A 25309-nucleotide genomic window follows, 5' to 3' on the forward strand; every position below is an offset into this window, starting at 1 on the left:
TTTGGGGATCTTATTGCTATCGATCTTTATCCAGTGCTTCTCTCTAAATATAACACTATAAAGATAAAAAACAATTTTCTCCTATCCGAAGTATACAAATTTTAACATGCCCTTCGGTTAAAATTGGTATACTTCGGGGTAATTTTTACATAGGATACATTCAGGAAATAGAATAAATTGGCGACCAATAACCTGATTCCAGTGGCGCTAACTGATTCCGATAAGCATATAAGGCAACTTCCTGTACACAACAGCCATCTTGCGGCAGCAACCGGGCTTGCCGTTTTCTGGAATGAACTGCAACAACATAATGAACACGGCCTGTATAAGATCTATCATGAACTGTATGATAGCTTATATCATTATGGCATCTCGGTAGTGCCGGATACGCAGATGGTAAAAGAAGCCATTAATGATGTGTTTGTAGAGTTATGGAAGAAGCGGGAACAGTTGATCATGCCTGACCATATACCGAATTATATTTTTATCTGCTTTAAACGCCGTCTCAGCAAATTATTAGGAAAAGAAAACAAGCGCTCCGGTAAATATGCCGGGCAGTTATTCCAGGAGCCGGAAGAACAGCCCTATGAAACGGTGCTGATCAACCTGGAGTCAGACGGACAGCTACGCGATAAAATGGAAAGGGTGCTGGCCCAGTTAACTGCCCGGCAAAAAGAATTTATCCGGCTTCGCTTTTATGAAAATATGAGTATGGAAGAAATTTCTCTTCAGACCTCTGCTTCCATCCGTACCATATATAATACCCTGCATACCGCCATCGTACAGCTCCGCAAGATTATGTCCCTCTTCGTGCTCACACTTATGTTGTATTTTGGAAAATAGTTTCCATTTCTTTGGTAAATAATTAAGATACCGGTCCTCTTTACATTAAACGGGTGATACATGAACCTACAATCCTTCATGGCGGAAGACTTTATGCTGAATGACTCTTTTGTGCGTTACTGTCTGCAAAGTAATGAGGAGGACGTTGCTTTCTGGAATGACTGGATTGCACGGAACCCACATAAGCAGGAAGAGACAGATAAAGCGCGGGAATGGGTACTACGGCTAGGTGTAAAGCTAAACGCGGAGGAAAAGCAGGAGGAGTTCAATAAGCTGCGTGCACTTATTGAAACAGATCATGACTCGGTAAAGCGCCGCAGAAATTATCTCCCTTATGCCGCAGCAGCTGCATTGGCAGGTTGTATGGCTTTTGCATGGATGTGGAAAAAACAATCACCCACCAATAGCAAGGCCATTGCTTACACCACGTATCGTGCGGATAGCGCCCGTAAACAGGTATTACTGGCGGATGGCAGCACGGTAATTTTAAACCGTAACAGTGAATTGCGCGTGCCTGATAATTACAACCAGCAGGAACGTCATTTAATACTTACGGGAGAAGCATTATACGATGTACAAAAAGATGATAAGCGCCCCTTTACCGTTACTGCGGGTAACACCAGGGTACAGGTGCTGGGTACCGTTTTTAAAGTGCGGGCCTATCTTTTCGACAGTAGTGTACAGGTATCATTGCTCTCCGGAAAAGTAAGTGTAGCTGCAGCAAACAAGGCAAAGGAATTATCACCGGGACAAACCGTAAAAACAATCCACGATCAGCTGATTACCGGCACCTTCGATGCCACGCGCGAACAGGACTGGCGTAACGGGAAATTGTCGTTCAGAGATGCATCCCTGTCTGAAGTGGCAGATCAGCTGGAATACTGGTATGGCATTAAAGTACACATCACCCCGGGCAATTATCCGGCTATTCATTTCAATGGCGAATTCGTGAACAAATCTCTGCCAGATGTATTAGCTTCTATTTCTTACATCACTAATCTTAAAACAGACATTCATAAAGGCGAGTTATTTATCAACCATTAATTATAGCAGCAAGCCTGCGATTCCATTCTAAACAATAAACTTTCTAATGTTATGAGAAAGAAATGTATCTCTTGTACCTACAAGGGTATAGCCCGGCGCGTGCTCTGTATCGCGGTGGCAGTATGTTTGCTGTCATGGGTACAGGTTACCGAAGGACTTAAAAATAAAGTAGAGATAGGGTTCTCTCAATCCAGTGTAATCAGTGCTTTGCGTTACCTGGAGAAAAATACCGCCCTGAAATTTTCTTACAACCGCGATGACCTTGAACGTACCGCAAAATTTACCATCGATAAAAAAGTACGTACCGTAGAGGCCTTACTAAAAGAAATCTGTAACGCTACAGGTCTTGAGTATAAAATAACGGAGGACATGATCCTGGTAAAGCCAGTCGCTCCACCCGCCACTTCTAAATCAGATCAGCAAAAAGAAGGAGACCTGCAGGGTATCGTAAAAGCCGCTACCGGTGAACTGATGCCGGGTGTGAGCGTAAAGGTAAAAGGAGGAGGCAGAGGTACACTGACCGCCGAGAACGGAAAGTTTAATCTCACCGGTGTTCCCGAAAATGCAGTACTGGAAGTATCCTTTATAGGATATGAATCACTGGAAGTAAAGGCCACCGGTCACCAGGACCTGAACATTACCATGTATCCTTCAGTAAAAGTATTGGACCAGGTAGTAGTGGTAGGATATGGTACACAGCGGAAAGGTAATGTGACCAGCGCCATTTCTTCTGTAAAAGGAGATGTGATTGCGAACATGTCTACCAACAACCCGGTGGATGCACTGCAGGGCAGGGTAGCAGGTTTAACGGTAACGAATGGCGGCGGACAACCCGGCGCTCAGGCGGATGTACGTATCCGCGGCCTTAGTACCATGGGTAGTCACAAGCCTTTATATATTATTGATGGATCTCCCGGTGATGCGACTTACCTGAGCAATAATGATATTGCTTCTATGGAAGTATTGAAAGATGGTGCTGCGGCTTCTATTTACGGTTCTTCCAGTGCCAATGGCGTTATCCTCATTACCACCAAGAAAGGTAAGAAAGGGGTACCTGTCATTGATTTTAATGCTTACTATGGTGTGGTAAATCCTACTGGCAAATATGATATGCTGGATGCTGAAGGGTATAAAGCCGTTCACAAAATGATGTATACAAATGCAGGTCGTACGTTACCTGCTTTTGTCACTAAAAATACCGGTGTGAATACCAACTGGCAGGATGAAATTATCCGTCCCGGCAGTGCTGAAAATTACAACCTGAACCTCCGTGGTGGTGGCGACTATATCACCTATGCCCTCAGCGGAGATATTACCAATGAAAAAGGTACTTATATAGGATCTGATTTTAAGAAGAAAACCATCCGCTCCCGTAATGAATACAAGAAAGGAATTTTAACGGCAGAAGCTAACCTTACCTATTCAGAAACGAAATCCACTGTTCCCAGGTTCGCCGTGCGGGAAGCCTATTTCCAGTCACCTTTACTMCCCGTACTGGACCCTAAAGAGAAATATGGTTATGGTTTGCAGGTAGATGGCTTGCCCAAGTATCAGAACCCCATGGGAGCAGATCATTATTTTCAGAACGCTACCAACACACAATACTTTAATGTGAATACCCGCTTCACGCTGGCGCTGTGGAAAGGGCTGAAGTTTGTGACCAATCTGAACCTGGTCAATGAAAACGATTTTGGCTTTACTTACCGGCCGGCAGTGCGTATCAATGCCAACGATGGTGCGGTGCCTTATGCTTATCTCTACAATGTGCGCACCAACGCGAGGCAACGGCTCATGGAAAACCTCCTGTATTATGATCTGACATCAGGTAAGCATTCACTGAACCTACTGGCAGGCTACACCGCACAGGAACGTACCAGCGAATGGCTGGATGTTACGGCAGATGGTAAAACAACCGTACGCACTATTCAGAATGGAGAGCTGGTAGAAAAAACAGTTCCCGGTGGTTTCCTTGACCCTTCCTTCGTTACCATAGATGGTGCACTGGGGGGTACTTTTGGCGCTGGCGGCAGCAGAACAAAATATGTTCGTTTGTCTACATTAGGTCGTATTAACTATGCATACGATAACCGCTATATGGTGCAGTTGTCCATCAGAAGAGATGGTTCCTCCAAATTTGACCTGGCCAGGCATTATGGCATCTTCCCTTCTGTAGCATTGGGATGGAATATGCAAAAAGAAAATTTCATGAACAGCATTACCTGGCTGGACATGTTAAAATTACGCGCCAGTTATGGTGAGTTAGGTACGGAAGAAGCATTGGACCCCTATGATCACCTGAACCTGATGGTAGTGGATAATACCTGGGCCGGTGGCTCAGTACAGGGTAGTGGCAGTACACCATGGCCTGGTATCATTGGCCGGGATTTGTTGGGTCGTGAGCTGCACTGGGAAAACAGCCGTTCCGCCAACGTTGGTTTTGACTTCAGTTTAATTCATAATAGTCTGAGTGGTTCCTTCAACTACTTTAGCAATAACACCAATGACTTATTGGTCACCAAAGAAGTGCCGCCATCTTCCGGCGTAAATAATCCAACATTGAACGTGGGTAAAATCAGGAATCGTGGCTGGGAGCTGGAGTTTACGTACACCGGTGGTCGTAAAGAAGGTTTGCAGTATAGTCTTACCGGTACACTCAGCAGTGTGAAAAACGAAGTGGTTTCTCTGGCAAACGCCGGACAGACTTTATACGGTACAGGTCTTAAATTCGGTGCAGATCATTATGCCAACCAAACCCGTGTAGGTCGTGAAGTAGGTGCTTTCTACCTGTATGAAGCAGATGGTATTTTCCAGTCAGATGCAGACGCCGCCAACTACAAAAGCAAGACCGGCGACCGCTTACAACCTGCCGCTAAAGCAGGTGATATCCGCTTCAGGGATACGAACGGTGATGGCGTAATTGACGAGAATGATAAAACCTACCAGGGTTCCGGCTTCCCAAAATTTGAGTATGGGTTTAATGTTACGCTGAATTATAAAAGAATAGACTTCTCACTTTTTGTGCAGGGGGTAAATGGTAGCAAGGTGTATAATGGTAACCGGTTTGAACTGGAAGGAATGGATGCCGGCCGTAATTTTCTCACTACCACATTAAATGCCTGGACGCCGCAAAATACCAATACAGACATGCCACGCGCCGTGTTGGGCGACCCTAACAGAAACGCCCGTGAATCTACCCGGTTCCTGGAAAGCGGTAACTACCTGCGTCTGAAGACTATCCAGCTCGGCTATACGTTGCCGGAAAGTTTGTTGAGCCGCTATAAGATCCAACGGATCAGGTTTTATGCCAGCGGACAAAATCTGCTGACAATTACCAAATACAGCGGATTGGATCCGGAAGTCTCCAGGGCATCGGTATTAGATGCAGGTCTGGATCGGATGCAATATCCACAGAACAAAAAAGTAATGCTGGGTGCGCAATTGTCTTTCTAAGCATAAAACTATTTAAAATGAAAAAATTACACTTATATATTCCGGTTGTACTTGCATTACTGGCCATCGCGCCGGGTTGCAGCAAAGACGTGTTGGATCAGCGTTCTCCGGACAAGCTGGAAACCAGCTTGTACTGGACTTCCAAAGAAAGGGCGTTGTCAGGGTTGTCGGCTGCTTATTCGCAGGTAGAAGGATTTGTATATTGGGATAACTACGTAGAAGCACGTTCTGTGCGGAGCTTTTACCGCGAAGATTATGTGGAAGCCGGCGATGATGCTTATAATTATTCCTGGTGGATAGAGCATTATAATTTCAACTTCACTTCCGGTAATTACGCCATCGATTTGTTATGGCGGGAGAATTACCGTGGCATTTATTATACCAACCAGGTGCTGGAAAATGTAGCGGCGATGAAGCCGGAAATGATAGATGATGCGTCCCGCAACATGATCCTCGGAGAAGCACATTTTCTCCGTGCTTACTATCACTACAAATTGCTCGTCGATTTTGAGAAAATCATTATCAGGGATAAAGTGCCTTTGAAAGAAGGAGATCTGCCCAAAGCTTTATCTGAGCGAAAAGAAACCTGGGATTTTATCTGTAATGAGCTGAAAGCTGCAGAGAAAGTACTGCCGTTGAGAAGCGAGCGTCCGGATGCCGAATTGGGGCGTGTGACCAAAGGAACTGCACAGGCATTGTTAGGAAAAGCGTATTTGTATCGTGCAGGAGAGGATAAAGGTGCTGCCACCGCTTTACTCACTGAATCAGGAGAATGGCTGGGTAAAGTGATCAGTTCCAACCAGTATCACCTGGAAAGTAATTTTATGAGCATGTTCAACGGCGCAGCCAAGAACACCCAGGAATCCGTTTTTGAATTACAGCAGTCCTCTGATGTTAATAATGGCGCAGCCTATGGTTCTTACCTGGGTGACTGGGTAGCTGCGTCTCAAATGGGTGGCTATGGAGAGATTTATGGCACGCCGCGGTTGCTGACAGAAATGCTGAAAGAAGGCAGAACCGCCAGCGATCAGTTGTATGATCACCGCGTATATGCCAGCATCGTTTTCAACGATCCTTATTTTAATGATGGCACTACGCCAAGAGCCTATGGCTATACTTACGATGACATTTTCGGGGCTGGCACCAGTGTAATCGCTTTCCGGAAATGGGTACCTGCTTCGCTCGATCGTTTGGGTAATGACAATGCCATCAACGTGCCGCTGATCCGACTGGCAGATGTGATGCTGATGCAGGCAGAGGTATTGAACGAGTTAGGTAAACCCGGCGCTATGGACCTCGTGAATGCAGTGCGGGACAGAGCGAAAATGCCTGCCTTAAACATCACCGGCAAAGCTGCCGTGTTTAACCAGATAGTGCATGAAAGAGTGATGGAGTTTACCATGGAAGGTTGCCGCTACTACGACCTGCGCAGATGGGGTTTGCTGGAAGCAAAGATGAAAGAAGCCGGCCGCTCGTTCCCGGCAGACAAAGCTTTTTATCCGCTTCCGCTGAAAGAAACGGTTAATAATCCTATGGCTCAATAAGCGGATGTATGTACTATAAATTACTGTTGTTACTGGTGCTGCTACCGTGCATTGCTCCCGTTTACGCACAAACGAATGACTGGGAGAACCCGCAGAAGGTAGCCGAAAATGTATTGCCACCGCATGCCCATTTCATACCCTATATCAACACAGCGGCAGCTGTACGCCGGGATTCCGCGCGTGCAGCTGTGTTGCTGCTGGATGGCACCTGGCAGTTTCATATTGCCCGCAATCCCGCTGCACGCCCCAGAGATTTTTATAAGAAGCATTTTGATGTCTCCCAATGGAAAAAAATACGGGTACCGGAAAACTGGCAAACAGCAGGATATGACAGTTACATTTTTACAGATGTAGAATATCCTTTTCCGCCGGATCCGCCAAGAGTGCCGGCAGACTTTAACCCGGTAGGTTCCTATCGCCGGGATTTTACGGTACCTGCCAACTGGAAAAATAAACAGGTGTGGATACACCTGGGTGGCGTGAATTCATTTTTCTATCTATGGATAAACGGACAATATGTAGGTCTTAGTAAAGACAGTAAAACCCCGTCTGAATTTGATATCTCTCCATACCTGCAACCAGGCACCAACAGTGTTGCGATCCAGGTATTCCGTTTTAATGACGGCTCCTACCTGGAAGGGCAGGACATGTGGAAGCTGAGCGGCATAGAACGCAGCGTATACCTCGTGGCAAGGCCAAAGCTATGCTTGTACGATTTCTTCGCAAAACCATTACTGGTAAATCAATATAAAGATGGACAGTTCAACCTGGCCCTGACATTGAACAGACTGCCCCTGGCTAAGGAAGCAGGGCAGCGGATGCAGGTGCAGTTAATGGATGAAGGAAAGGCGCTGTTGACCAAAGAGTGGACGATAGGGAAAGATAGTAGCTGGGAGATGGAAGCCCTGTTAAAAGACGTGAAACCGTGGAATGCAGAGCATCCGGCGCTGTATACCCTGGTGGTCACACAACTCGACCAGCAAGGTGCAGTCGTGGAAAGTATGGCGCAGCGAATTGGTTTCCGCACCGTTGAAATAAAAGGTGGTTTGTTTTTACTCAACGGAGTAGCCATTCGTTTCAAAGGTGTGAACCGCCATGAACATGATATGTATCGTGCCCGCGTAGTTTCAACGGAAGGCATGCGCAGAGACCTGGAGGTGATGAAACAATACAATATTAATGCGGTGCGCAACAGCCACTATCCTGATACGGAAGAATGGTATGACCTCTGCAATGAGTATGGCATTTACGTGATAGATGAAGCCAACATAGAATGCGATGGCATGTCTTTTCATCCATGGCAAACACTCTCTGATAAACCGGAATGGGAGCAGGCCTACCTGCATCGCACTAAACGTATGGTGGAAAGAGATAAGAATTATTGCAGCATCGTTACCTGGTCGCTGGGCAATGAAAGTGGCTTTGGACAGAATTTTATCTCCACCTATAAATACATCAAAGCAAAAGACAATACAAGACCGGTACAGTATGAAGCTGCCGGCAGCAACGAGTGGACGGACATTATATGCCCGATGTACAAATCTATTTACGTCTTAAAAAAGTATCTGCAGGCGAAAGATAATCGCCCGGTTATTCAATGTGAGTATGCGCATATGATGGGCAACAGCGGTGGTAATTTGCAGGACGACTGGGAAATGATGTACCAGCATCCCTGGTTACAGGGAGGGTTTATCTGGGACTTTGCCGACCAGACTTTTTTAAAGAAAGATGCCAATGGCCGGCAGATATGGGCCTATGGCGGGGATATGGGCACCGTAGGCGCTACCAGTGACACCAGCTTTTGTGCAGACGGCATGCTGGCTGCGGATCGTACTCCGCATCCGCAGGCATTTGAAGTAAAGAAGGTTTATCAGAATGTGCAGGTGAAACCCGAAGCAGGTAAGTGGCGGGTCAGCAACCGCTTTGACTTTACTAACCTGAAGGCATATACGATTCGCTGGAAAATTAAAGGAAACGGAGCTATTATAGCAGCAGGGGATTGCCCGCAGTTATCCCTGGATCCCGGTAAAGATACGCTGATGAGCATCGCCCTGCCTGATATCACACCCACCGCAGGAACGGTGTACTACATTCATTTTGAAGTAGCAGATCAGAAAAATACCATCGTCGCCACGGAGCAGTATAAACTGCCGCCGTATCTGCCGATCGTGAAAAGTAGCCTCATTGGTCCACCGCTGGAAGTAAAAGCAGACGGCAGTATTGGCAATGCTTTATTCAGTGCCGGATTTAATAAAAGCACCGGCTGGCTGGAAACATATACGTCCAATAACAAGCCGCTGATGCAGGGGCCTTTGCTGCCACACTTCTGGCGTGCCGCTACCGACAATGACATTGGCAACAGCCTGCAGGTGCGTTGCGGTGTCTGGCAACATGCGCTGGAAGGTGCAACGCTAAAGCAGTTTGAAGTCACGCCTCTGAGTACTACGCGTACGCAGGTAAAAACAGTACACTATCTCCCGAAAGTAAAAGTTACCTACGCCACCACTTATACCATTGCGGTGAATGGTGATATTACTGTAGCCGTACAGTTTACACCGGCCGATACCACTCTGCCGGAAATTCCCCGCATGGGCATGCGCATGATATTGCCGGCGGCATATGACCAGGTCAGCTGGCTGGGTCGTGGACCTTTCGATAATTACCAGGACCGGAAATATGCCGCCGATGTAGATGTATACCATCTGCCGGCAGATGCGCTGTTCCATCCTTATCCACGTGCGCAGGAAAGTGGCCACCGCACGGATATCAGCTGGATGGCGCTGCAGGATAAAGACAAGTCCGGATGGCTGTTTTTTTCCGACACTTTACTCAGCGCAGGAGTATTACATTTTAATATGGATAACCTGGATTTCGATCGTAAGCAGAATAAACATGGTCATTCTATATTGAATGAAAACCTGATCTGGTGGAATATTGATTACCTGCAACAAGGCGTGGGCGGCGATAACAGCTGGGGTGCCAAAGCACATCCGGAATACCAGTTGCCCTGCCGTACTTATCAATACACTTTTACATTAAGACGATTAATGCCCGGCACTGAACCGGTACAACAAGCTAAACAAAGATTCGAATAATATGAGGAAATGGTGGTGGTTATTGTGTTGCAGCACCCTCGGGGTAAAAGCGCAGCAGGCAGACAGGCAGCAGTTTACAGACGTACTGAACATCAAACATTTTGTAACAGATACTTCCCAGGTAGGGGTTAGTTTTTTTTCAGATATGGGTGCATGGCATGCATATGCACTGCCTGCCAGAACAAGTGACTACGGCGCTTTCATCGGCCCGCTGCTCATGGATATGGACGGTCGCTGGCTCAGCAACGCTATTGCTAAACTCCATGTGTTTGAAGCCGGCAAAGAGTTGCTGCCGGAGAAAGGAACACAGCATTACTATCCGGGACTGATAGAACAAAGCTATCAACTAACGGATATGGATATCCGTTTACAGCTGATTTTCAGCAGTGCCAATACGGCGATGATTCAGGCTACCATAACTAATCGGGCTAACCGGCGCAGGGAATTATCATTAGAGTGGGAGGGGACCACAGCCCTGCGCAACCAGGTATGGCAGCAACAGGATCAGCAATTGGAGGTTAACGGTAACGGACATACGTTTTATATGACGTATTTGTCGGCAGATAAATGGAAAATAAAATCAGCGGGTAGTAGTTATTCCGCTGTCAAAACCATCGGCCTGCCGGCAAAGGGGACCTGGCAGGAAACACAGTTGCAGAGCTACAGGGAGCAATCAGGTACAAAAGATTTCGCCACGGCTTTGCAACAAAACAGGCAACGTTGGAATAATTACCTGCAGGCATGTTTTACAGTTGATACCATACAGCGTCGCCTCATGGTGAAATGTATCATGACGCTCATCACCAACTGGCGCAGCGCTGCCGGCGATCTGAAACATGACGGCATTTTTCCTTCTGCCAGCTACCAGGGATTCTATGGCTTCTGGGCATGGGATAGCTGGAAACAGGCCGCTGCAGTATGCGTGTTTAATCCTGCTCTGGCAAAAGATAATATCCGCACCATGTTTGACTATCAGCAGGCAGATGGGATGGTAGTGGATTGTATTTATACCAACAGCAAAGAAAATAATGCGCGGGATACCAAACCACCGCTCGCTGCATGGGCGGTGTGGGAAGTGTTCCGGCAAACAAAGGATACTGCTTTTATCAAAGAGATGTACGCACCATTGGTACGATATCATCATTGGTGGTATGCCAATAGAGATCATGATGGGGACAGTCTTTGTGAATATGGCGCCACTGATGGGACGCGCATTGCCGCCGCCTGGGAAAGCGGCATGGACAATGCCGTGCGTTTTGATCATGCCCGGATGCAACAGAATAACGCGCATGCGTGGTCACTCGATCAGTCGTCTGTAGACCTGAACGCGTACCTCTATGCAGAAAAATTGTATCTTGGTAAAATGGCTGCACTGCTGCATTTGCAGGATCAGTGGACATTACAGGCGACTTTGTTAAAGGAAAAAATCAATCAGCAGTATTATGATGGGGAGACGGGATTTTATTACGATCGTGATACCTCCCTGGTAAAAGTTGCCGGTGCAGAAGGCTGGATACCGCTGTGGGCAGGTATCGCCAATCCACAGCAGGCAGCATCAGTAGCGGCAGTGCTGAAACAGGAAAAGAAATTTAATACCACCGTTCCTTTGCCGGTGTTAACTGCTGACCATCCCAACTTTGATCCTTTGAAAGGATACTGGCGCGGTCCTGTGTGGCTGGACCAGTTTTATTTTGCGGTGGCAGGATTGAAGGCATATGGATATGATCAGCTGGCAGATGAATTTTTAGGTAAGCTATGGCAGCATGCCACCGGGATGAATGATCAGTTGCCATTGTATGAAAACTATCATCCGTTGACCGGCAAAGGCTTGAATGCACCGAATTTCAGCTGGTCGGCAGCACATACTTTATTGTTATTGCGCGAGTAAATTAAACATCATGGATATAGCAGAAATGAAAGCCCTGGTGCAGGAGCACTACGGAATGGAGGTAAGTGTACAACCGCTGGACGGCTATGAAGAAAGCAACTACCTTCTGACAGATAATACCGGTCGCCGTTACATTTGCAAGGTAGCAGGTATGGACAGTAACTGGTATCTGCTGGATGCTCAGGTGAAGATATTGCAGCACCTGGCAGATACGCCGGTTGTTGAAGGTTTTCAACAGGTACAGTTAAACCGTAGTGGTGAGGCGGTAACGGTTACGCCTGCGGGCTACATGCGGATACTTACTTTCCTGGAAGGGAAGATATGGGCAGAAGAAATAGCGCATACCCCATCGCTTTTAAACAGCCTGGGACAATTTATGGGTAGCATGGATCGTGCATTGGACGGATTTGCCCATCCGGCAGCCTACCGTATCTGCAGCTGGGATCTTCGTAATACCATGGCGGCAAAGGAGCATTTAAGCGCTATTAAAGACCATGAACGCCGCCGGATGGCAGCTTACTTCCTCCTGCAGTTTGAAACGGAAATAGTGCCGCAGTTGCCGCATTTGCGGATGGCCGTGATACATAATGATGCCAATGATTATAACGTGCTGGTGAAAAATGAAGCTGTCACCGGCCTGATAGATTTTGGCGACATGGTATATACACAACTCGTGAATAACCTGGCTATTGCCTGCACCTATGCGATGCTGCATCAACAGGATCCGCTGACCGCCGCCGCAATGGTAGTGAAAGGCTACCATCAGGAATGGCCGTTAACAGCGCCCGAAATTGCCAGCCTGTATTACCTGATCGCTGCGCGTTTATGCATCAGCGTTACCAATTCTGCCAAACATACGGCGGAAGGAAGCAGTAATCCTTTTCACTTTATCACGGAAAAGGCGGCCTGGAAATTATTATATCAGCTGATAAAGATAAACCCGATGGCCGCCACAGATGCGTTCCGTGTAGCAGCCGGTCTTTCTCCTGAAATTATGCCCGAAGACAAATATACCTCCCTGCTGGCTGAAAGAAAACAACATATCGGGCGTAACCTCAGCATCAGCTATCAGCAACCACTCAAGATATGGAAAGGTGCGTTGCAGTACCTGTATGATGACAAAGGCCGTACATATATCGACTGTGTAAATAATGTAAGCCATGTAGGCCATTGCCACCCCAGCGTAGTGCAGGCCATTCAGCAACAGGCTGCCCGGCTCAATACCAATACCCGCTACCTGCACGATGACCTCGTAGCCTATGGCCGGGAGCTCACCGCTACCTTGCCGCAAACATTACAGGTTTGCTATTTTACCAACTCCGGTAGTGAAGCCAATGACCTGGCTATCCGCATGAGCCGTCATTTTACCAAACAAAAGGATGTAATTGTCCTTGACCACGCCTATCATGGCACCTCTACTGTAGCCATGGAGTTAAGTCCCTATAAGTTCGATGGCAAAGGCGGTTTCGGTAAACCTGCCCATACGCATAAAGCCGTCAACCCGGATCTGTACAGGGGCCCTTACCGGTACGGACACGAAAATGCCGGCGCCGCCTATGCACAGGATATAGCAGACATCATTGAAAGATTATCCGGTGAAGGAAAAGGTGTTGCCGCCTTTATCTGCGAAACGCTGCTGGGTGTAGGCGGACAAATTCCGCTGCCTCCGGGATACCTGGAAAAGGTATATCAGCATGTGCGGGCCGCTGGGGGGCTTTGTATCGCGGATGAAGTACAGGTAGGCTTTGGCCGCGTTGGTAATCAATTCTGGGGCTTCCAGTTGCAGGACGTGGTACCGGACATCGTTGTATTGGGTAAACCTATTGGCAACGGTCATCCGCTGGCGGCAGTTGTTACTACACAAGCCATTGCAGATGCCTTCAATAATGGCATGGAGTACTTCAATACCTTCGGTGGCAATCCTGTATCCATGGCCTGCGGCAGAGCAGTATTACAGGTGATACAGGAAGAAGGGATGCAGCAACATGCACTGGAAACAGGAGAACATTTTTTACAGGGACTGCGGCTGTTGATGGATAAACATCCTATCATCGGTGATGTACGCGGGCATGGCTTATTTATTGGGGCTGAACTGGTACGCAACAGGGATACCCAGGAACCTGCTGTACCGGAAATAGATGTAATAGTAGAAAAGATGAAGGACCGCGGATTCCTGATCAGCACAGACGGGCCATTACATAACGTATTAAAGATAAAACCACCCATGGTGTTTAATAAAGAGAATGCCGATGCATTTTTATGGCACCTGGATAAGGTATTGGAAGAATTGTAACCAACCATCAGCATCATACACCTTTACTACAACGGGTATAGCGTCTGCTATGCCCGTTTTTCATGATGGGGGTAACAATTTGTCCGGTTTGTTGATATACCTGTACATAACAACAAAACGCCCGATCATGAAAACAATTACTATTGCCATTGCACTTATAATTTACAGTAGTATACACCTGCTGGCACAGGAAAACAAGCCAGGACAACCCATAAAAGGTGTTATCGTAAAGGGAGGCAAAAATCCCGGCGGAAATATTTCATTATCGGCCAACGGAGGTACTTCTTCTTCCACCGGCGTATCTAGTGGCTGGAGCCTTAATCCTAATATAGGCCTGGAATTGTTTTGGGGCGGATTTGGTATCGGAGCAGATGCAGGCATGTTTACCAGCAAAATGGACAACGCGTTCCATCAATACAGTGAAGCGTTAAAAGGAATGGATGCTTTCGGCATTCATAATGGTAGCAACAAATGGACCAGTACCTACGTGCTCGCTGGCCCGCAATATACTTTTCATAAGCGCGCCTTGGCACTTACGTTCTCCCTGAAAGGAGGGATCACCCACCGTACCGCTCCGGAGTTCGCGATCGTAGATAATATTTCCGGTACTAACGTAATGGCTTATCAGCCTCCGGCCGATGACGCCAATAATGTTTTTACGCTGAAGCCAGGCATAAGTCTCGCTTGTAATATCTCTGGTCGCTGGGCAGTGGTGGCTAATGTCCAGTACCTGCTGCAGCCCGGGCAACAGGAAACCACCATCTCCTACAGAGATCTTAGTCATGTTGATTTTACCGGAAATGGCAAGGAGCTGAGTGCACAGCTCTCCAATCAGCCCTACATTACCAGCACTACCAATGGACCAGATAAGTACATGAGTGCCGGAGTTGGTCTCCGCTATACTTTCAGGACAGGTCATGTAAACGGTGGCAGCGCCGCACAAAGGCATCGCTTAAGAGGTAAAGTCACCAAACCGGGTACGCTTAACCTGGAGACTTCACCTGTGGAAAATAGTGCTACCAATGCTGCTACGGCTACTGCAGAAGAAAAACGTACCTACACTGGCGGTCGTAAAAACGAAGAGCAGCCGGCAGCGAAAGGCATTTCAGAAAAAGGTGTTTCCCGTCCATACAAAGAAGACGTTGAATTTTTAAACTCCCTGTTCGTAAATAACGGTAACGAAAAAGTATTAGATCCCAAATTGTTTAAACTGGTCACATCAGACAGTGAATTAAAAGGAATGAAAGTTTCTTTCAAAAAGGATCATAAAGTATATAGGTATCTGGGAGATCAGCAGCGCATTGTAGAGATATTACAATCTGCTAACCGGCCTGCCGGCTGTACTGATTGTACCACCAGAGAATGCAACGGAAAGGTATACGATTGTGCCTGTGTAAATGGTTTTTGTTATTGTATTATTTGTATTGAGATTACTAAACTGAGCGAACTGGCAGAATAGAGGGGTGTTGTTAATGTCAAAGCCCGGCAGCTGATAATATCGGCTGACCGGGCTTTTGTATTTATACGCGATTTACTTCAGGTATTTTTTGAATGTCATGGAGTATCTGTCACGAAATATTTTCCAAAGCAGTACAGCATTTTGTTGTTAGTTTTTTCTTTCATGGGGCCAAAGGTGTAAGTAAGGGGTAATAATGACATCTACATACATCAGCTTATCTCCGCCAGTATTTCTCTGATACTGGCCAGATGATGATCATCATGTTCTGCTACAAAATGTGCCAGATCAATTACCCGCATCGGCGTTTTCAGACGGGGATGCAACGCAGTTTTGACTAACTGTGCTTCATCCAGGTTCGATAGTTTGGCGACGAATTGTCTTCTGTGTTCTCTGAACCGCTTCAGTAATACCCTGATCTCGGTAGCATTATGATTGGCTTTATGAGTGGCTTGATTCGATAAATCGGCTACCCTTAACTCAGGTAGTCCTTTAATAAAATCATCCACCCGGCCAGACCAGAGGGGCTCCAGATCAGAAAGATGGCCTATTTCTTCTTTGATGGACCATCGATCGGTTAACTTATGGGTGAGTAAAGCAGGGGCCAGTTTGCCGGCCATTTCTTCGGCCCGGGCAGGGGTACCACTTAAACGTTCAATAATGGAAGGCATCAGCCCATTGTCTTCAATGGAGGGGAATACTCTTTCAAACCAGGCAGTTCTTTTCATTACGCATAGAATTTTTAGGATGATGTAAGTTATCTGTTTTTTGATATATGTTTGCAGGAAGATTTAATAAACCGGCAAACATCCCGCTCTATGAAAGCAACGATCCTGTTATTATCTGCCTTCAGCGTCCTTTTATTTTCCTGTTCTAAAGATGACAAACCCGCTGCCAGCCCCAGGCTCATCTTTAAATATAAGTTTGATGCATCCCAGGAACGGTTGAATAATCTGGGTAAACCTGCTACTATTGCTGCCGGCAATGCAGCCCAGTCGCCCGTGATGAGAGGACTCAGTGTACATTACATAGAACTGACGCCCCTGCCGGTGACCATGCTGGGGAGAGGGACCGTGTTGTATAAAAATCAGGAAACAACTGCTGGTGGCTCCACTGCCATTGATTTCAGTAAGGCGGTGATAGGAACAGATAACAGCGTTTTTTTTGAAATGCCGCTGAAAGATGTGAAGCCAGGAAAATACCAATACCTCCGGGTATCATTGGGCTATCAGTTTTACGATATTCAAATCAATATCGCCGCCCTTAAACGGGAAGTTACCGGCACGCTGGCTTCTTTTATCGGGTATAAGAGCTATATAGATCATTATAAGATCAAAGACAGCACCATTACCGTCAAAGGCAACAGGCCACAGGGCTACTGGGGACTCGAGGTAGCCGGAAAAGTGATCACTGGTCAGGCACCTGCCGGCGCTACTACCGTCCCAAATCCGCTGGCTGCCACTTCTCCTGTTCCGGCTGGTTCCTGTGTGGTGACCGGGGCATTGGGCAATTCATTTGAAATTACCGGTAATGAAACAAAGGATGTCGTGATTACCGTTTCCTTGTCGGTGAACCGCAGTTTTGAATGGAAGGATAAAAATAAAAATGGTAAGTTCGATCCGATAGAAGGAGAGAAAGTGGTGGACATGGGCATCAGGGGATTGAAGACGATCATTCAAAAATAAATCCTGCTTGTTTTTTTATCAAAAAAACGCAACTTAGCCGGAAGTATCTGAACAATCTGACTAACATGAAAGCATTTGAAGCAACGGTATTATCTCCTGCAGATATAGATAGTTTATTGCAACTGCAACGGAATAACCTGGTGCAGCACATCTCTCCCCAAACCGCTAAAACACAGGGTTTCCTCACATTTGAATATACAAGGGACATACTGGAAAGAATGATGACAGATATGTCGCAGCCAGTAATCATATCTGAAGAAACCCTGGTAGGGTATGCGCTGGCAACATCCATCCGCGCGGGAGAAGAAATTGAATTAATGCGTCCCCTGGTAAGAATGGCCAATGAACTGAGCCTGAATGGCAGCCCGGTGTCGCAGCTGCGGCATTATTTTATGGGGCAGATATGCATCCGCGAAGGCTGGCGCGGAAATGGTTTGTTTGATGCATTATATGCCGCTCATAAAACATTGTTCTCTCCCTACTTTGATTGTATGATCACAGAAATTGCGGTGGATAATCTTCGCTCCCAGGCAGCCCATGCAAGGGTAGGTTTTCAAAAGATACATACTCACAGAGATGCTACCACCGAATGGGATGTAGTAGCATGGGACTGGCGATCTTAATATCCTGCTTCATTTTTGGTTTTTTGTTTGTTCTTTGCCCGGGTCTGCCCGGACCGGGTTTTAACAGGTGTTTAATATTTTTTACTATATTTATTATCAATACAATACGTAGCTTTTTCTTTCATTTTTATATCAATTCTTTAATCGTACAACACGTTTAAGTATGAAAAAAGTAACGGGCCTTGGCGGTGTATTTTTTAAATGCGATAATCCGCAAAGCATGAACGAATGGTACGCCAGAAATCTTGGCTTGGCTACCAGTGAGTACGGAGCAACGTTTGAGTGGCGGCATGCCGATGATTCATCAAAAAAAGGAACCACTGCCTGGTGTACGTTTCCGAAGGATACTAAATATTTTGATCCGTCTACCAAGCCGTTTATGATTAATTACCGGGTGGAAAATATTGTTGCGCTGGTAGAAGAACTGAAAAAGGAAAACGTGACCATTGTTGATGAGATTGCGGAATATGACTATGGCAAATTTGTCCATGTGCTCGATCCGGAAGGAAACGTTATTGAGCTTTGGGAACCCAAAGAGGATCTGGATCCGGATAGCGCCGCAGGATAAAATTTCCGGGTCAGCTTTTTAATTGTATAATAATTTAGCATTAATGGTTTACATATAACGGGGCCGGGTATCGTATACCCGGCCCCGTTATATGTAAGCTATACCACATTTTACTTCACTGCAATATTTTTTCACTGTCAGGTATTAAATTTAAGTTATCTCCTGTTTTGTGAACCCGTGTATATATATCCTAAACATGAAATTTCTTATTTTTGAATAGATAACCTGTAGGTGAGTGATAGTGATTAAATGAAGGTTTGAGGAATGATGCCAGTTTCCATCAGTTAGTGAACATGAAAAATGAAAGTGTAGTCATACTAAACCCTTACGTATCCGTTTTTTATTATCTGCCGTATGATTTAACCTGTTTCCAAACCAGGATTTTGTGAAGTATGCCTGGATAGATTACCGGCTTTTTAATGCATGTTTTTGCTGAATAAAAATGATTCAGTCACGATCCTTTTGCCCATTCGAATGAATGATTTATAAACCCAAATCTATCCAAAGACAATGAAAAAAAATCTGAAAGGAATTGCCTTGCCCGTATTAGCTGTTTTATTAGCCAGCAGCTGCACAAAAAATCTGACAAGTAACCCGCTCCAGTCAGATGTGAACAAATTAGCCAGCGGTGTTACCGCTGCGGCACTCACCATTGACACCGCTACCATCACGCTGAACTGGGGTACGGTGTATCAGAAAATAGATGGCTTCGGATCGTTTGCCGGTCGTGCCGTCCCTTTCTTTGAAGCCGCCAAGCGTGATAGTTTCATGCAGTTGCTCTGGGGAGAACCAGGCTTGCAGTTGAATATGATCCGCGGCGAAGTATTGCATACTTATCCGTTTGACAAACCATCTGGTGTGGTAACGATCAAGCCCGCAGGCGTAAGCATCGATGATGCCGCCAATAGCGCCGCCTACCTGGCACTGACACCTGATCAGAAAGAGCAGCTGGCACAACTCTGGATTCTTAAGAAAGTGAAAGAACGCTACCAGGTACCCATCATGTTTGCCAGCACCTGGACACCGCCGTTGTATATGAAAACAAACACCAGCAGCGAGAGCGCAAAAAATTTCAACGGACTTAATTACAGTTGCTGTTCCACCGATTTTGCCAACTACCTGGCAGGATTTGTAAAATCATACCAGAATGAAGGACTCAGTTTCTATGGTATTTCGCCCACCAACGAACCTGAAAACGTTTTCTCCGACTGGGCTTCTTCCTACTGGACAGCGTCGCACCTGGGACAATTTATTAGCAATAATCTCCGCCCGGCGTTAAATGCACAGTCACTGAATACCACGAAGATCATCTCTTCTGAAAATGCTGCCTGGGGAACCGCTAACAGCTTCCTCTCCGGCATGGATAAAAGTAATGTAGACATTCTCGCTGGTCATGGTTATGTAGAAATAGGCGACCTGATTTTAGGCAAGAGAGGCCTGAATCAGAACCCGGTTACCTGGAATTATGCCACCGGCAACAGGCCAGTATGGATGACCGAAGCTTCTGACGACAGTGGTACCTACGATGCCACCATGACAGGAGGTTTGAAGCTGGCCATCAACATGCATAAGTTCCTTGCGGAGTGTAACGTGAACGCCTATGTGTACTGGCTCGGAATGTTGAGTTTTAATAACAATGAATCCCTGTTAGGGACCAATGGTGATGGCACTATTTCTTACCCTAAAACATATGATGTAATGGGGCAGTATTCCCGCTTCGTTCACGCAGGCTACTATCGTTTCAATAGCACGCTGGCTAATAATTCAACCCTGAAAATATCGGCCTTTAAAGATCCGGCCACCGGTAAGTTCAGCCTGGTAATTGTTAACCCGGGCGGCAATGAAACACACTGCCGGCTGAATCTGTCTGGTTTCGCTGCCGGCAGCGTTACTTCCTATGTCACGTCAGCAGCTTCCGGCACACACTGGCAGCAGAGTGCTGCTATTGCGCCGCAAACAAACGGTAGCTTTGTATTAACCGTTCCAGCTGCCAGCGTCATTACTTTTACAGGTACTGCCAACTAATAAATTATGAAGACTAGAGCAAAGATGCCGGCAATGATCTGCCGGCATTTTTGCTTTATGTAAGATCTCTTTTAAAAAGTATATTTGATTACTATTGCTAGCTATTGTATGGGCATTATTCTATCACCCGGTCATTACTTTGGAAAAGAGCAGCAGTTTAATGAGAATGCTTCTTTTAAACTGAATATTACGGCTTATCAGCCGCAAGTGGAGATCCGTGAACATTATCATGAAAATGCCTACCTGAGCTTACTGATCAACGGCAGTTATGAAGAAGTAAACAAAAAGACCAGCAGCGGAATTACTCCCGGTGAGGTGTTGTTCAGACCTGCCGGATACAATCATGCCAATCATTTCCACGACACAGGTGGCCGGTGCCTGAATATTGAATTCAAACAAAACGGTTTGCAGGAGCTGGAATGGAGGGGGCCTTTGCCGGATAAAATGACGGTATATAAGGCCGGCACATTTGATTATTTATACCGGCTTTTGTATTTCTTTTCCCGGGATCCTGGTATCTCCCTTCCGGAAGAATACATTTTAAGCTGGCTATCAGAATATACTACCGATCACATTCCTGTTCGTTTGCCCTGGTTGCCCAAGGTGAAAGCGATCCTGGAAAATGAATTCGATACCCATCATACGATTAAATCTATTGCTGAGAGGGTTTTTGTACACCCCATTTACCTGGCCCGCGCCTTTAAGGAAAGAGAGGGGATGACCATTGGTGAATACCAGCTCAAAATGCGGGTAAGAAAAGCCATGGCACTTATTTTTACCACCACATTGCCGGTGATAGATATTGCTTTCGCTGCCGGTTTTTCTGACGCCTCCCACCTGGTCAGGTCTTTTCGTTTCTTTTACCTGGCTACTCCCCACCGGTTCAGGTCACTCCTGAAAAGTTAATCTGGTACCATTTTAATTGTGGCCGGTGCTGTTACTTTGTAAAAAAAAGTATGCGTCAGGTTATTGCCGTTATTTGTCTGTTGATGCCGTTGTGTTTATCTGCCCAGCATAAGCTGGATTACCAGTTGCAGGTACAGGTAGATCTGTTGCAGAAAACATTTGCGGTGCAGGGAAGTCTTTCTTTTGAAACGGAGAAGGCCAGTGCAGACTCTGTTGATATTACCATCAGCAGAGGCGTAGGAGAGGTGAAGCTGCAACTGGAGGGGGCTACGGGCCGCATGGACACCAGTATCAATGCAAACGGCGATAAGGTGTATCGCTGGTATTTTAGTCACGCGTTGCCGGCAGGTACCGGGTTGCGGTTTACCTACGCTTATGAGCGGGGCAGCGCACCCACTTTTCAATACTACCTGGATAGTATTTTCTGTATGGCCGGCGGTTATGGATCGGCATGGTATCCACAGGTGATTTCGCGTGAGGAAGATAGTACCGGCAGTTATACGCGGGGAACCGGCACCATTGCTGTTACTACACCGGCCAATATCATGGCCGTGATGGCGGCTGGTACGCTGAACACGACTATGGTGGCAGATAAGCGCACCTATACTTTTCATTATACCCAGCCGGATATCTTCTCTCTATATATCGGAAATTATTCCCGACAAGAGTATAAAGGCAACCGTTCTTTTTATACTTATAGCTTAAGTACAGCCATTGATGGCAAAGATTTGTCACGCAAGTCCGCTGCTGTATTGGATTTCCTGTCCGCTCAATTTGGTCCGCTGACTATTCCAAACTTTTCCATTATTGAATTCCCGGAGTATGTGTCGGAGCTGACCGGCATTGGCGGGGCCAGTATCCTGGGTGGGGTAGTGATGCCCACTGCCGCCCTCCGGCAATTCAATTATGCGCTCTTTGGTCATGAAATAGGACATCAGTGGTGGGGGAATAAAGTGAGGTCAAGAGGAGAGCGCGGTGCGTCTATCATTTCTGAAGCCCTGGCCCAATACAGCTCGTTACAGGTAGTATATCATTTCGATAGCGTCCATGCGGTAGATTACCGCAGAACGGGCTATCCAGGGTATATCAGAGATCAATGCGGACTGGGCTATCTGAAGAATGTGGCTGCCGGAAATGACGAGCCGCTGGTGGCATTAACTGGCGCCAATGATCATATCCTGGCGGACAGTAAAGGTTTCCTGGCGCTGGAACTGTTATCAGCCACGGTGGGTAAACCGGCATTTAATAAGGCCATGCAGGTGATTGGAGAAGAGTATAGCAGCAGGGGCGTTAGCTGGGAGGATTTTCAAAGGGAGATAGAAAAAGCATACGGGCATCGGCTGCAGTGGTTTTTTGACCAATGGTTCGAAAGAACAGGTGTACCCGAATGGCAAAGCAGCTGGCAGCAGCAACAAAATAAATTGCAGCTGACGGTGATACAAAAAGACAGCATTTACCAGCTGCCGCTGGAGGTAATGATCAGGTACAGCAATGGCACTACGTCTTTGCAACATATCACGATCCGTGATCGCAGTCATACCTTACAACTGCCTGTAAATGGCTCCGTGACAGCTGTTCAGATAGATCCTTACTTTAAGGTATTACATTGGGAAGAAGCATTGGTGCCGATTGCAAAGTCGCAGGCCAAAGTGATAAGGGTGCAGAATTTACGCATTCAGGACAAAAGCGCGGAAGCCATCAGCCTGGCACAATCCTACCTGAAGGAAGGTATTCCGGATGATAGCGCCGGAGTAGAGTTCACACTGTTGTATCAGCTGGGACGTATGACTGCAGTGCAAAATAAGCCGGAAGAAGCCCTGGCTTATTACCAACGCTCCCTGCAATGCGTGTCGCGCGCACCGGAATTATTGGCCTATACGTATTACCGGATAGCACAATTGGCGGCCACGAAAAAAGATACCGCATTACTGCAATGGGCCTGTGCCAATGCTGTGAAAGCAGATAAGCTCAATCACAATGCCGATGGAATGGAAGCCAGGGCAGCACTGTTATTGGCAACTGCTCCCCGGCATCCGTGAGGATCGTTTAATTGCCCCATCTGCCATGGATGGTATTTTCTTCCATCCGCGTAATACCGTTGCCGGTAGACCGCTCCCGTAATAATTCGCCCGCAAGGGTATATGGGTGGCCTTTTGCCGGATTGGCCCTGCATTGTCCCACAATGCAATCGGTAATCGCGGTAGCTAAAGATAAACGGGGATAGGCCGTGAAAATGGCGCTGGCCTGTTCTTCCGTAATAAACGCAGTAACAGGACCGCCGAAATCCATTACAATTCCGGCTCTTGTTAACCGCGGAACAGGACCTCGTCTTTCTGCAATGCCGGAAGAGGTGTGCAATGCGATAGCCTGCCATACGACGTCTGCGTCTTGTTCGCTAAAAGAATTTCCTGAGAGAAAGAGCAGTGCCTGGTCTGCACCCTCTACTTCAAACCGTTGTGGTCCGTTGCCGGGTTCTGTTAATCCCATGTCATGAAATATGCAGGAGATAAACAGTAACTGTTCATTGTAGCCAGGGTCAGTAAGCAGACCGGCATGAGCGGCATACAAACGTGCGAAGATGAAACTGCGGATACTGTGATGATAAACCGGCACGGTTTCATGTGTTTGTACAAATTGCAATGCCTGGCGGGAAATGTGATCATCAGGTAAACGTAGGAAGTCTGTAAGGATTTGTGTTTGCATGATGTTTTATTTTTAGTGAATAGACATAACAATGCCATTATGAAAAGTCGATGTTTTCATATGAACAGGTTGGGCAGGGGAGATGGATACTTACGGCCTGTTTATTAGCGATGATCTTTGGCCAGCGCTGTCCGGAAATTCTTTCTGTAATCGCTGGGGGAAAGCAGGAGTTGTCTTAAAAAAATCCGCCGCATCGACACCAGTCCTCCAAAGCCGCATTTCTCTGCAATGACTTCTATGGTGAGCGAGCTGTCTTCCAGGTATTTCCGGGCAAGTTCCACCCGGATTTTTTCTACAAACTTTGCGGGTGATAGTCCCGTTTCGCGGGTAAACATCCGGCCGAAATTGCGGGTGCTCATATTCATGTGTTGCGCCAGCTCCACTACGCCAATTTTGGTATGCGCATGTTTTACCACCCAGGACCGTAGCGGTCCCGATAGGGTGTTATGAATAGCATATCCCGGCAGCAATGCACCGAAGGAAGCCTGTGAGCCGGGTTTCTTTAGGTAAAGGACCAACTTACGGGCTACCTGCGCGGCGAGGTCTTTGCCATGGTCTTCTTCTATGAGCGCCAATGCGAGGTCCATGCCGGAGGATACGCCGCCGGAGGTATAGATATTATCATCCTTAATAAAAAATGGATTGGGATTTACCTGTACCCCGGGGTAGCTGTTTTGCAGTTGTTCACAGTACTCCCAGTGTGTAGTGACCTGCCTGCCATTCAGTAACCCGGCTTTGGCTAACGCAAACGCGCCTACGCAAACGGAGCCTATTCTTCGTATATGCTTTGCCGTGGCAGCCAGCCAGGCATAGAAGTCATCATAGTATTGGCTGTTTTCTGCTTCATTGTCGTAGCCAGCCACAAGGAGGGTGTCGATGGGTTGTTGAATACCCAGTACAGAAGTAGTGCAACTCAGCTGTATACCGGCGCTGCAGGTGATTCGGGTAGACCGCCCCGGAGAGGCGAGCAATACGTCATAATCTTCGGCTGCAGCTCTGGCAGCCAGCATTTTGCCGGCCGTCACAAATACGTCCACCGGTCCTGCAATATCCAGTAAAATATTACCCGACATAATAACGATGACGGTGAGCTTTCGGTCCCGGATCACGGGGGCAGGTGGTGTTGCGCGTTTCATAATGTAAAAGTAAGGAGCTGGCAGCTTGTCTCAAACGACATAAATTATAC

General features: G+C 46.8%; 17 protein-coding genes. 14 read left to right on the forward strand and 3 right to left on the reverse strand.

Annotated features, from left to right (window positions below):
- Positions 1-177: 177 nt before the first annotated feature.
- The 8 genes from AC1DCV_RS25165 (at position 178) to AC1DCV_RS25200 (ending at position 15616) form a co-directional block, all read left to right on the forward strand.
- Positions 178-843 (forward strand): RNA polymerase sigma factor, encoded by a 666-nt coding sequence (locus tag AC1DCV_RS25165; RefSeq protein ID WP_477025755.1) that lies wholly within the window; start codon positions 178-180, stop codon positions 841-843.
- 60 nt (positions 844-903) lie between these two features.
- Positions 904-1887, forward strand: a complete 984-nt coding sequence (locus tag AC1DCV_RS25170; protein WP_477025756.1) for a FecR family protein — start codon at positions 904-906, stop codon at positions 1885-1887.
- A 51-nt stretch (positions 1888-1938) separates the two neighbouring features.
- Entirely contained in the window at positions 1939-5337 is a 3399-nt protein-coding gene (locus AC1DCV_RS25175) for a SusC/RagA family TonB-linked outer membrane protein (protein ID WP_477025757.1), read from the forward strand.
- Positions 5338-5354: 17 nt separating this feature from the next.
- Positions 5355-6881, forward strand: coding sequence for a RagB/SusD family nutrient uptake outer membrane protein (locus tag AC1DCV_RS25180; RefSeq protein ID WP_477025758.1), 1527 nt, complete (start codon positions 5355-5357; stop codon positions 6879-6881).
- An 8-nt stretch (positions 6882-6889) separates the two neighbouring features.
- Positions 6890-9976 (forward strand): glycoside hydrolase family 2 TIM barrel-domain containing protein, encoded by a 3087-nt coding sequence (locus tag AC1DCV_RS25185; RefSeq protein ID WP_477025759.1) that lies wholly within the window; start codon positions 6890-6892, stop codon positions 9974-9976.
- A 1-nt stretch (position 9977) separates the two neighbouring features.
- The gene (locus AC1DCV_RS25190; RefSeq protein WP_477025760.1) at positions 9978-11864 is read left to right on the forward strand and encodes an MGH1-like glycoside hydrolase domain-containing protein; all 1887 of its coding nucleotides are present in this window, start codon (positions 9978-9980) and stop codon (positions 11862-11864) included.
- Between the two features lie 10 nt (positions 11865-11874).
- A complete protein-coding gene (locus tag AC1DCV_RS25195; RefSeq protein WP_477025761.1) occupies positions 11875-14157 on the forward strand; it encodes an aminotransferase class III-fold pyridoxal phosphate-dependent enzyme in 2283 nt (760 codons plus the stop codon).
- A gap of 127 nt (positions 14158-14284) precedes the next feature.
- Positions 14285-15616, forward strand: coding sequence for a hypothetical protein (locus tag AC1DCV_RS25200; RefSeq protein WP_477025762.1), 1332 nt, complete (start codon positions 14285-14287; stop codon positions 15614-15616).
- A gap of 209 nt (positions 15617-15825) precedes the next feature.
- Here AC1DCV_RS25200 and AC1DCV_RS25205 read toward each other — a convergent pair whose 3' ends face one another.
- Positions 15826-16341: a DinB family protein gene (locus AC1DCV_RS25205; protein WP_477025763.1), complete on the reverse strand. Its 516-nt coding sequence runs from the start codon at positions 16339-16341 to the stop codon at positions 15826-15828.
- A gap of 90 nt (positions 16342-16431) precedes the next feature.
- Between AC1DCV_RS25205 and AC1DCV_RS25210 the strand changes: the two genes are divergently transcribed.
- From AC1DCV_RS25210 to AC1DCV_RS25235, 6 genes are all read left to right on the forward strand, one after another.
- Entirely contained in the window at positions 16432-17298 is an 867-nt protein-coding gene (locus AC1DCV_RS25210) for a hypothetical protein (protein WP_477025764.1), read from the forward strand.
- A 65-nt stretch (positions 17299-17363) separates the two neighbouring features.
- Positions 17364-17921 (forward strand): GNAT family N-acetyltransferase, encoded by a 558-nt coding sequence (locus AC1DCV_RS25215; protein WP_477025765.1) that lies wholly within the window; start codon positions 17364-17366, stop codon positions 17919-17921.
- 163 nt (positions 17922-18084) lie between these two features.
- Complete coding sequence (locus AC1DCV_RS25220; protein WP_477025766.1) at positions 18085-18489, forward strand: VOC family protein; 405 nt, start codon at positions 18085-18087, stop codon at positions 18487-18489.
- A 510-nt stretch (positions 18490-18999) separates the two neighbouring features.
- Entirely contained in the window at positions 19000-20514 is a 1515-nt protein-coding gene (locus tag AC1DCV_RS25225; protein ID WP_477025767.1) for a glycoside hydrolase, read from the forward strand.
- Between the two features lie 84 nt (positions 20515-20598).
- Positions 20599-21420, forward strand: coding sequence for a helix-turn-helix transcriptional regulator (locus AC1DCV_RS25230; protein WP_477025768.1), 822 nt, complete (start codon positions 20599-20601; stop codon positions 21418-21420).
- Positions 21421-21470: 50 nt separating this feature from the next.
- Positions 21471-23459 (forward strand): M1 family aminopeptidase, encoded by a 1989-nt coding sequence (locus AC1DCV_RS25235; protein ID WP_477025769.1) that lies wholly within the window; start codon positions 21471-21473, stop codon positions 23457-23459.
- A 7-nt stretch (positions 23460-23466) separates the two neighbouring features.
- Here the strand turns inward: AC1DCV_RS25235 and AC1DCV_RS25240 are convergent, their stop codons facing one another.
- The gene (locus AC1DCV_RS25240) at positions 23467-24123 is read right to left on the reverse strand and encodes an HD domain-containing protein (RefSeq protein ID WP_477025770.1); all 657 of its coding nucleotides are present in this window, start codon (positions 24121-24123) and stop codon (positions 23467-23469) included.
- Between the two features lie 104 nt (positions 24124-24227).
- On the reverse strand, positions 24228-25259 hold the full coding sequence (locus tag AC1DCV_RS25245; RefSeq protein ID WP_477025771.1) for a GlxA family transcriptional regulator: 1032 nt from the start codon (positions 25257-25259) through the stop codon (positions 24228-24230).
- Positions 25260-25309 lie beyond the last annotated feature (50 nt).

The organism is Chitinophaga sp. 10T418 (assembly GCF_056394125.1).

Excerpts from the sequence above, each read along its gene's own strand:
- AC1DCV_RS25170 (WP_477025756.1), top strand. The coding sequence starts at position 904 with ATGAACCTACAATCCTTCATGGCGGAAGACTTTATGCTGAATGACTCT.
- AC1DCV_RS25180 (WP_477025758.1), top strand. The coding sequence starts at position 5,355 with ATGAAAAAATTACACTTATATATTCCGGTTGTACTTGCATTACTGGCC.
- AC1DCV_RS25185 (WP_477025759.1), top strand. The coding sequence starts at position 6,890 with ATGTACTATAAATTACTGTTGTTACTGGTGCTGCTACCGTGCATTGCT.
- AC1DCV_RS25190 (WP_477025760.1), top strand. The coding sequence starts at position 9,978 with ATGAGGAAATGGTGGTGGTTATTGTGTTGCAGCACCCTCGGGGTAAAA.
- AC1DCV_RS25195 (WP_477025761.1), top strand. The coding sequence starts at position 11,875 with ATGGATATAGCAGAAATGAAAGCCCTGGTGCAGGAGCACTACGGAATG.
- AC1DCV_RS25200 (WP_477025762.1), top strand. The coding sequence starts at position 14,285 with ATGAAAACAATTACTATTGCCATTGCACTTATAATTTACAGTAGTATA.
- AC1DCV_RS25205 (WP_477025763.1), bottom strand. The coding sequence starts at position 16,341 with ATGAAAAGAACTGCCTGGTTTGAAAGAGTATTCCCCTCCATTGAAGAC.
- AC1DCV_RS25210 (WP_477025764.1), top strand. The coding sequence starts at position 16,432 with ATGAAAGCAACGATCCTGTTATTATCTGCCTTCAGCGTCCTTTTATTT.
- AC1DCV_RS25215 (WP_477025765.1), top strand. The coding sequence starts at position 17,364 with ATGAAAGCATTTGAAGCAACGGTATTATCTCCTGCAGATATAGATAGT.
- AC1DCV_RS25220 (WP_477025766.1), top strand. The coding sequence starts at position 18,085 with ATGAAAAAAGTAACGGGCCTTGGCGGTGTATTTTTTAAATGCGATAAT.
- AC1DCV_RS25225 (WP_477025767.1), top strand. The coding sequence starts at position 19,000 with ATGAAAAAAAATCTGAAAGGAATTGCCTTGCCCGTATTAGCTGTTTTA.
- AC1DCV_RS25235 (WP_477025769.1), top strand. The coding sequence starts at position 21,471 with ATGCGTCAGGTTATTGCCGTTATTTGTCTGTTGATGCCGTTGTGTTTA.
- AC1DCV_RS25240 (WP_477025770.1), bottom strand. The coding sequence starts at position 24,123 with ATGCAAACACAAATCCTTACAGACTTCCTACGTTTACCTGATGATCAC.
- AC1DCV_RS25245 (WP_477025771.1), bottom strand. The coding sequence starts at position 25,259 with ATGAAACGCGCAACACCACCTGCCCCCGTGATCCGGGACCGAAAGCTC.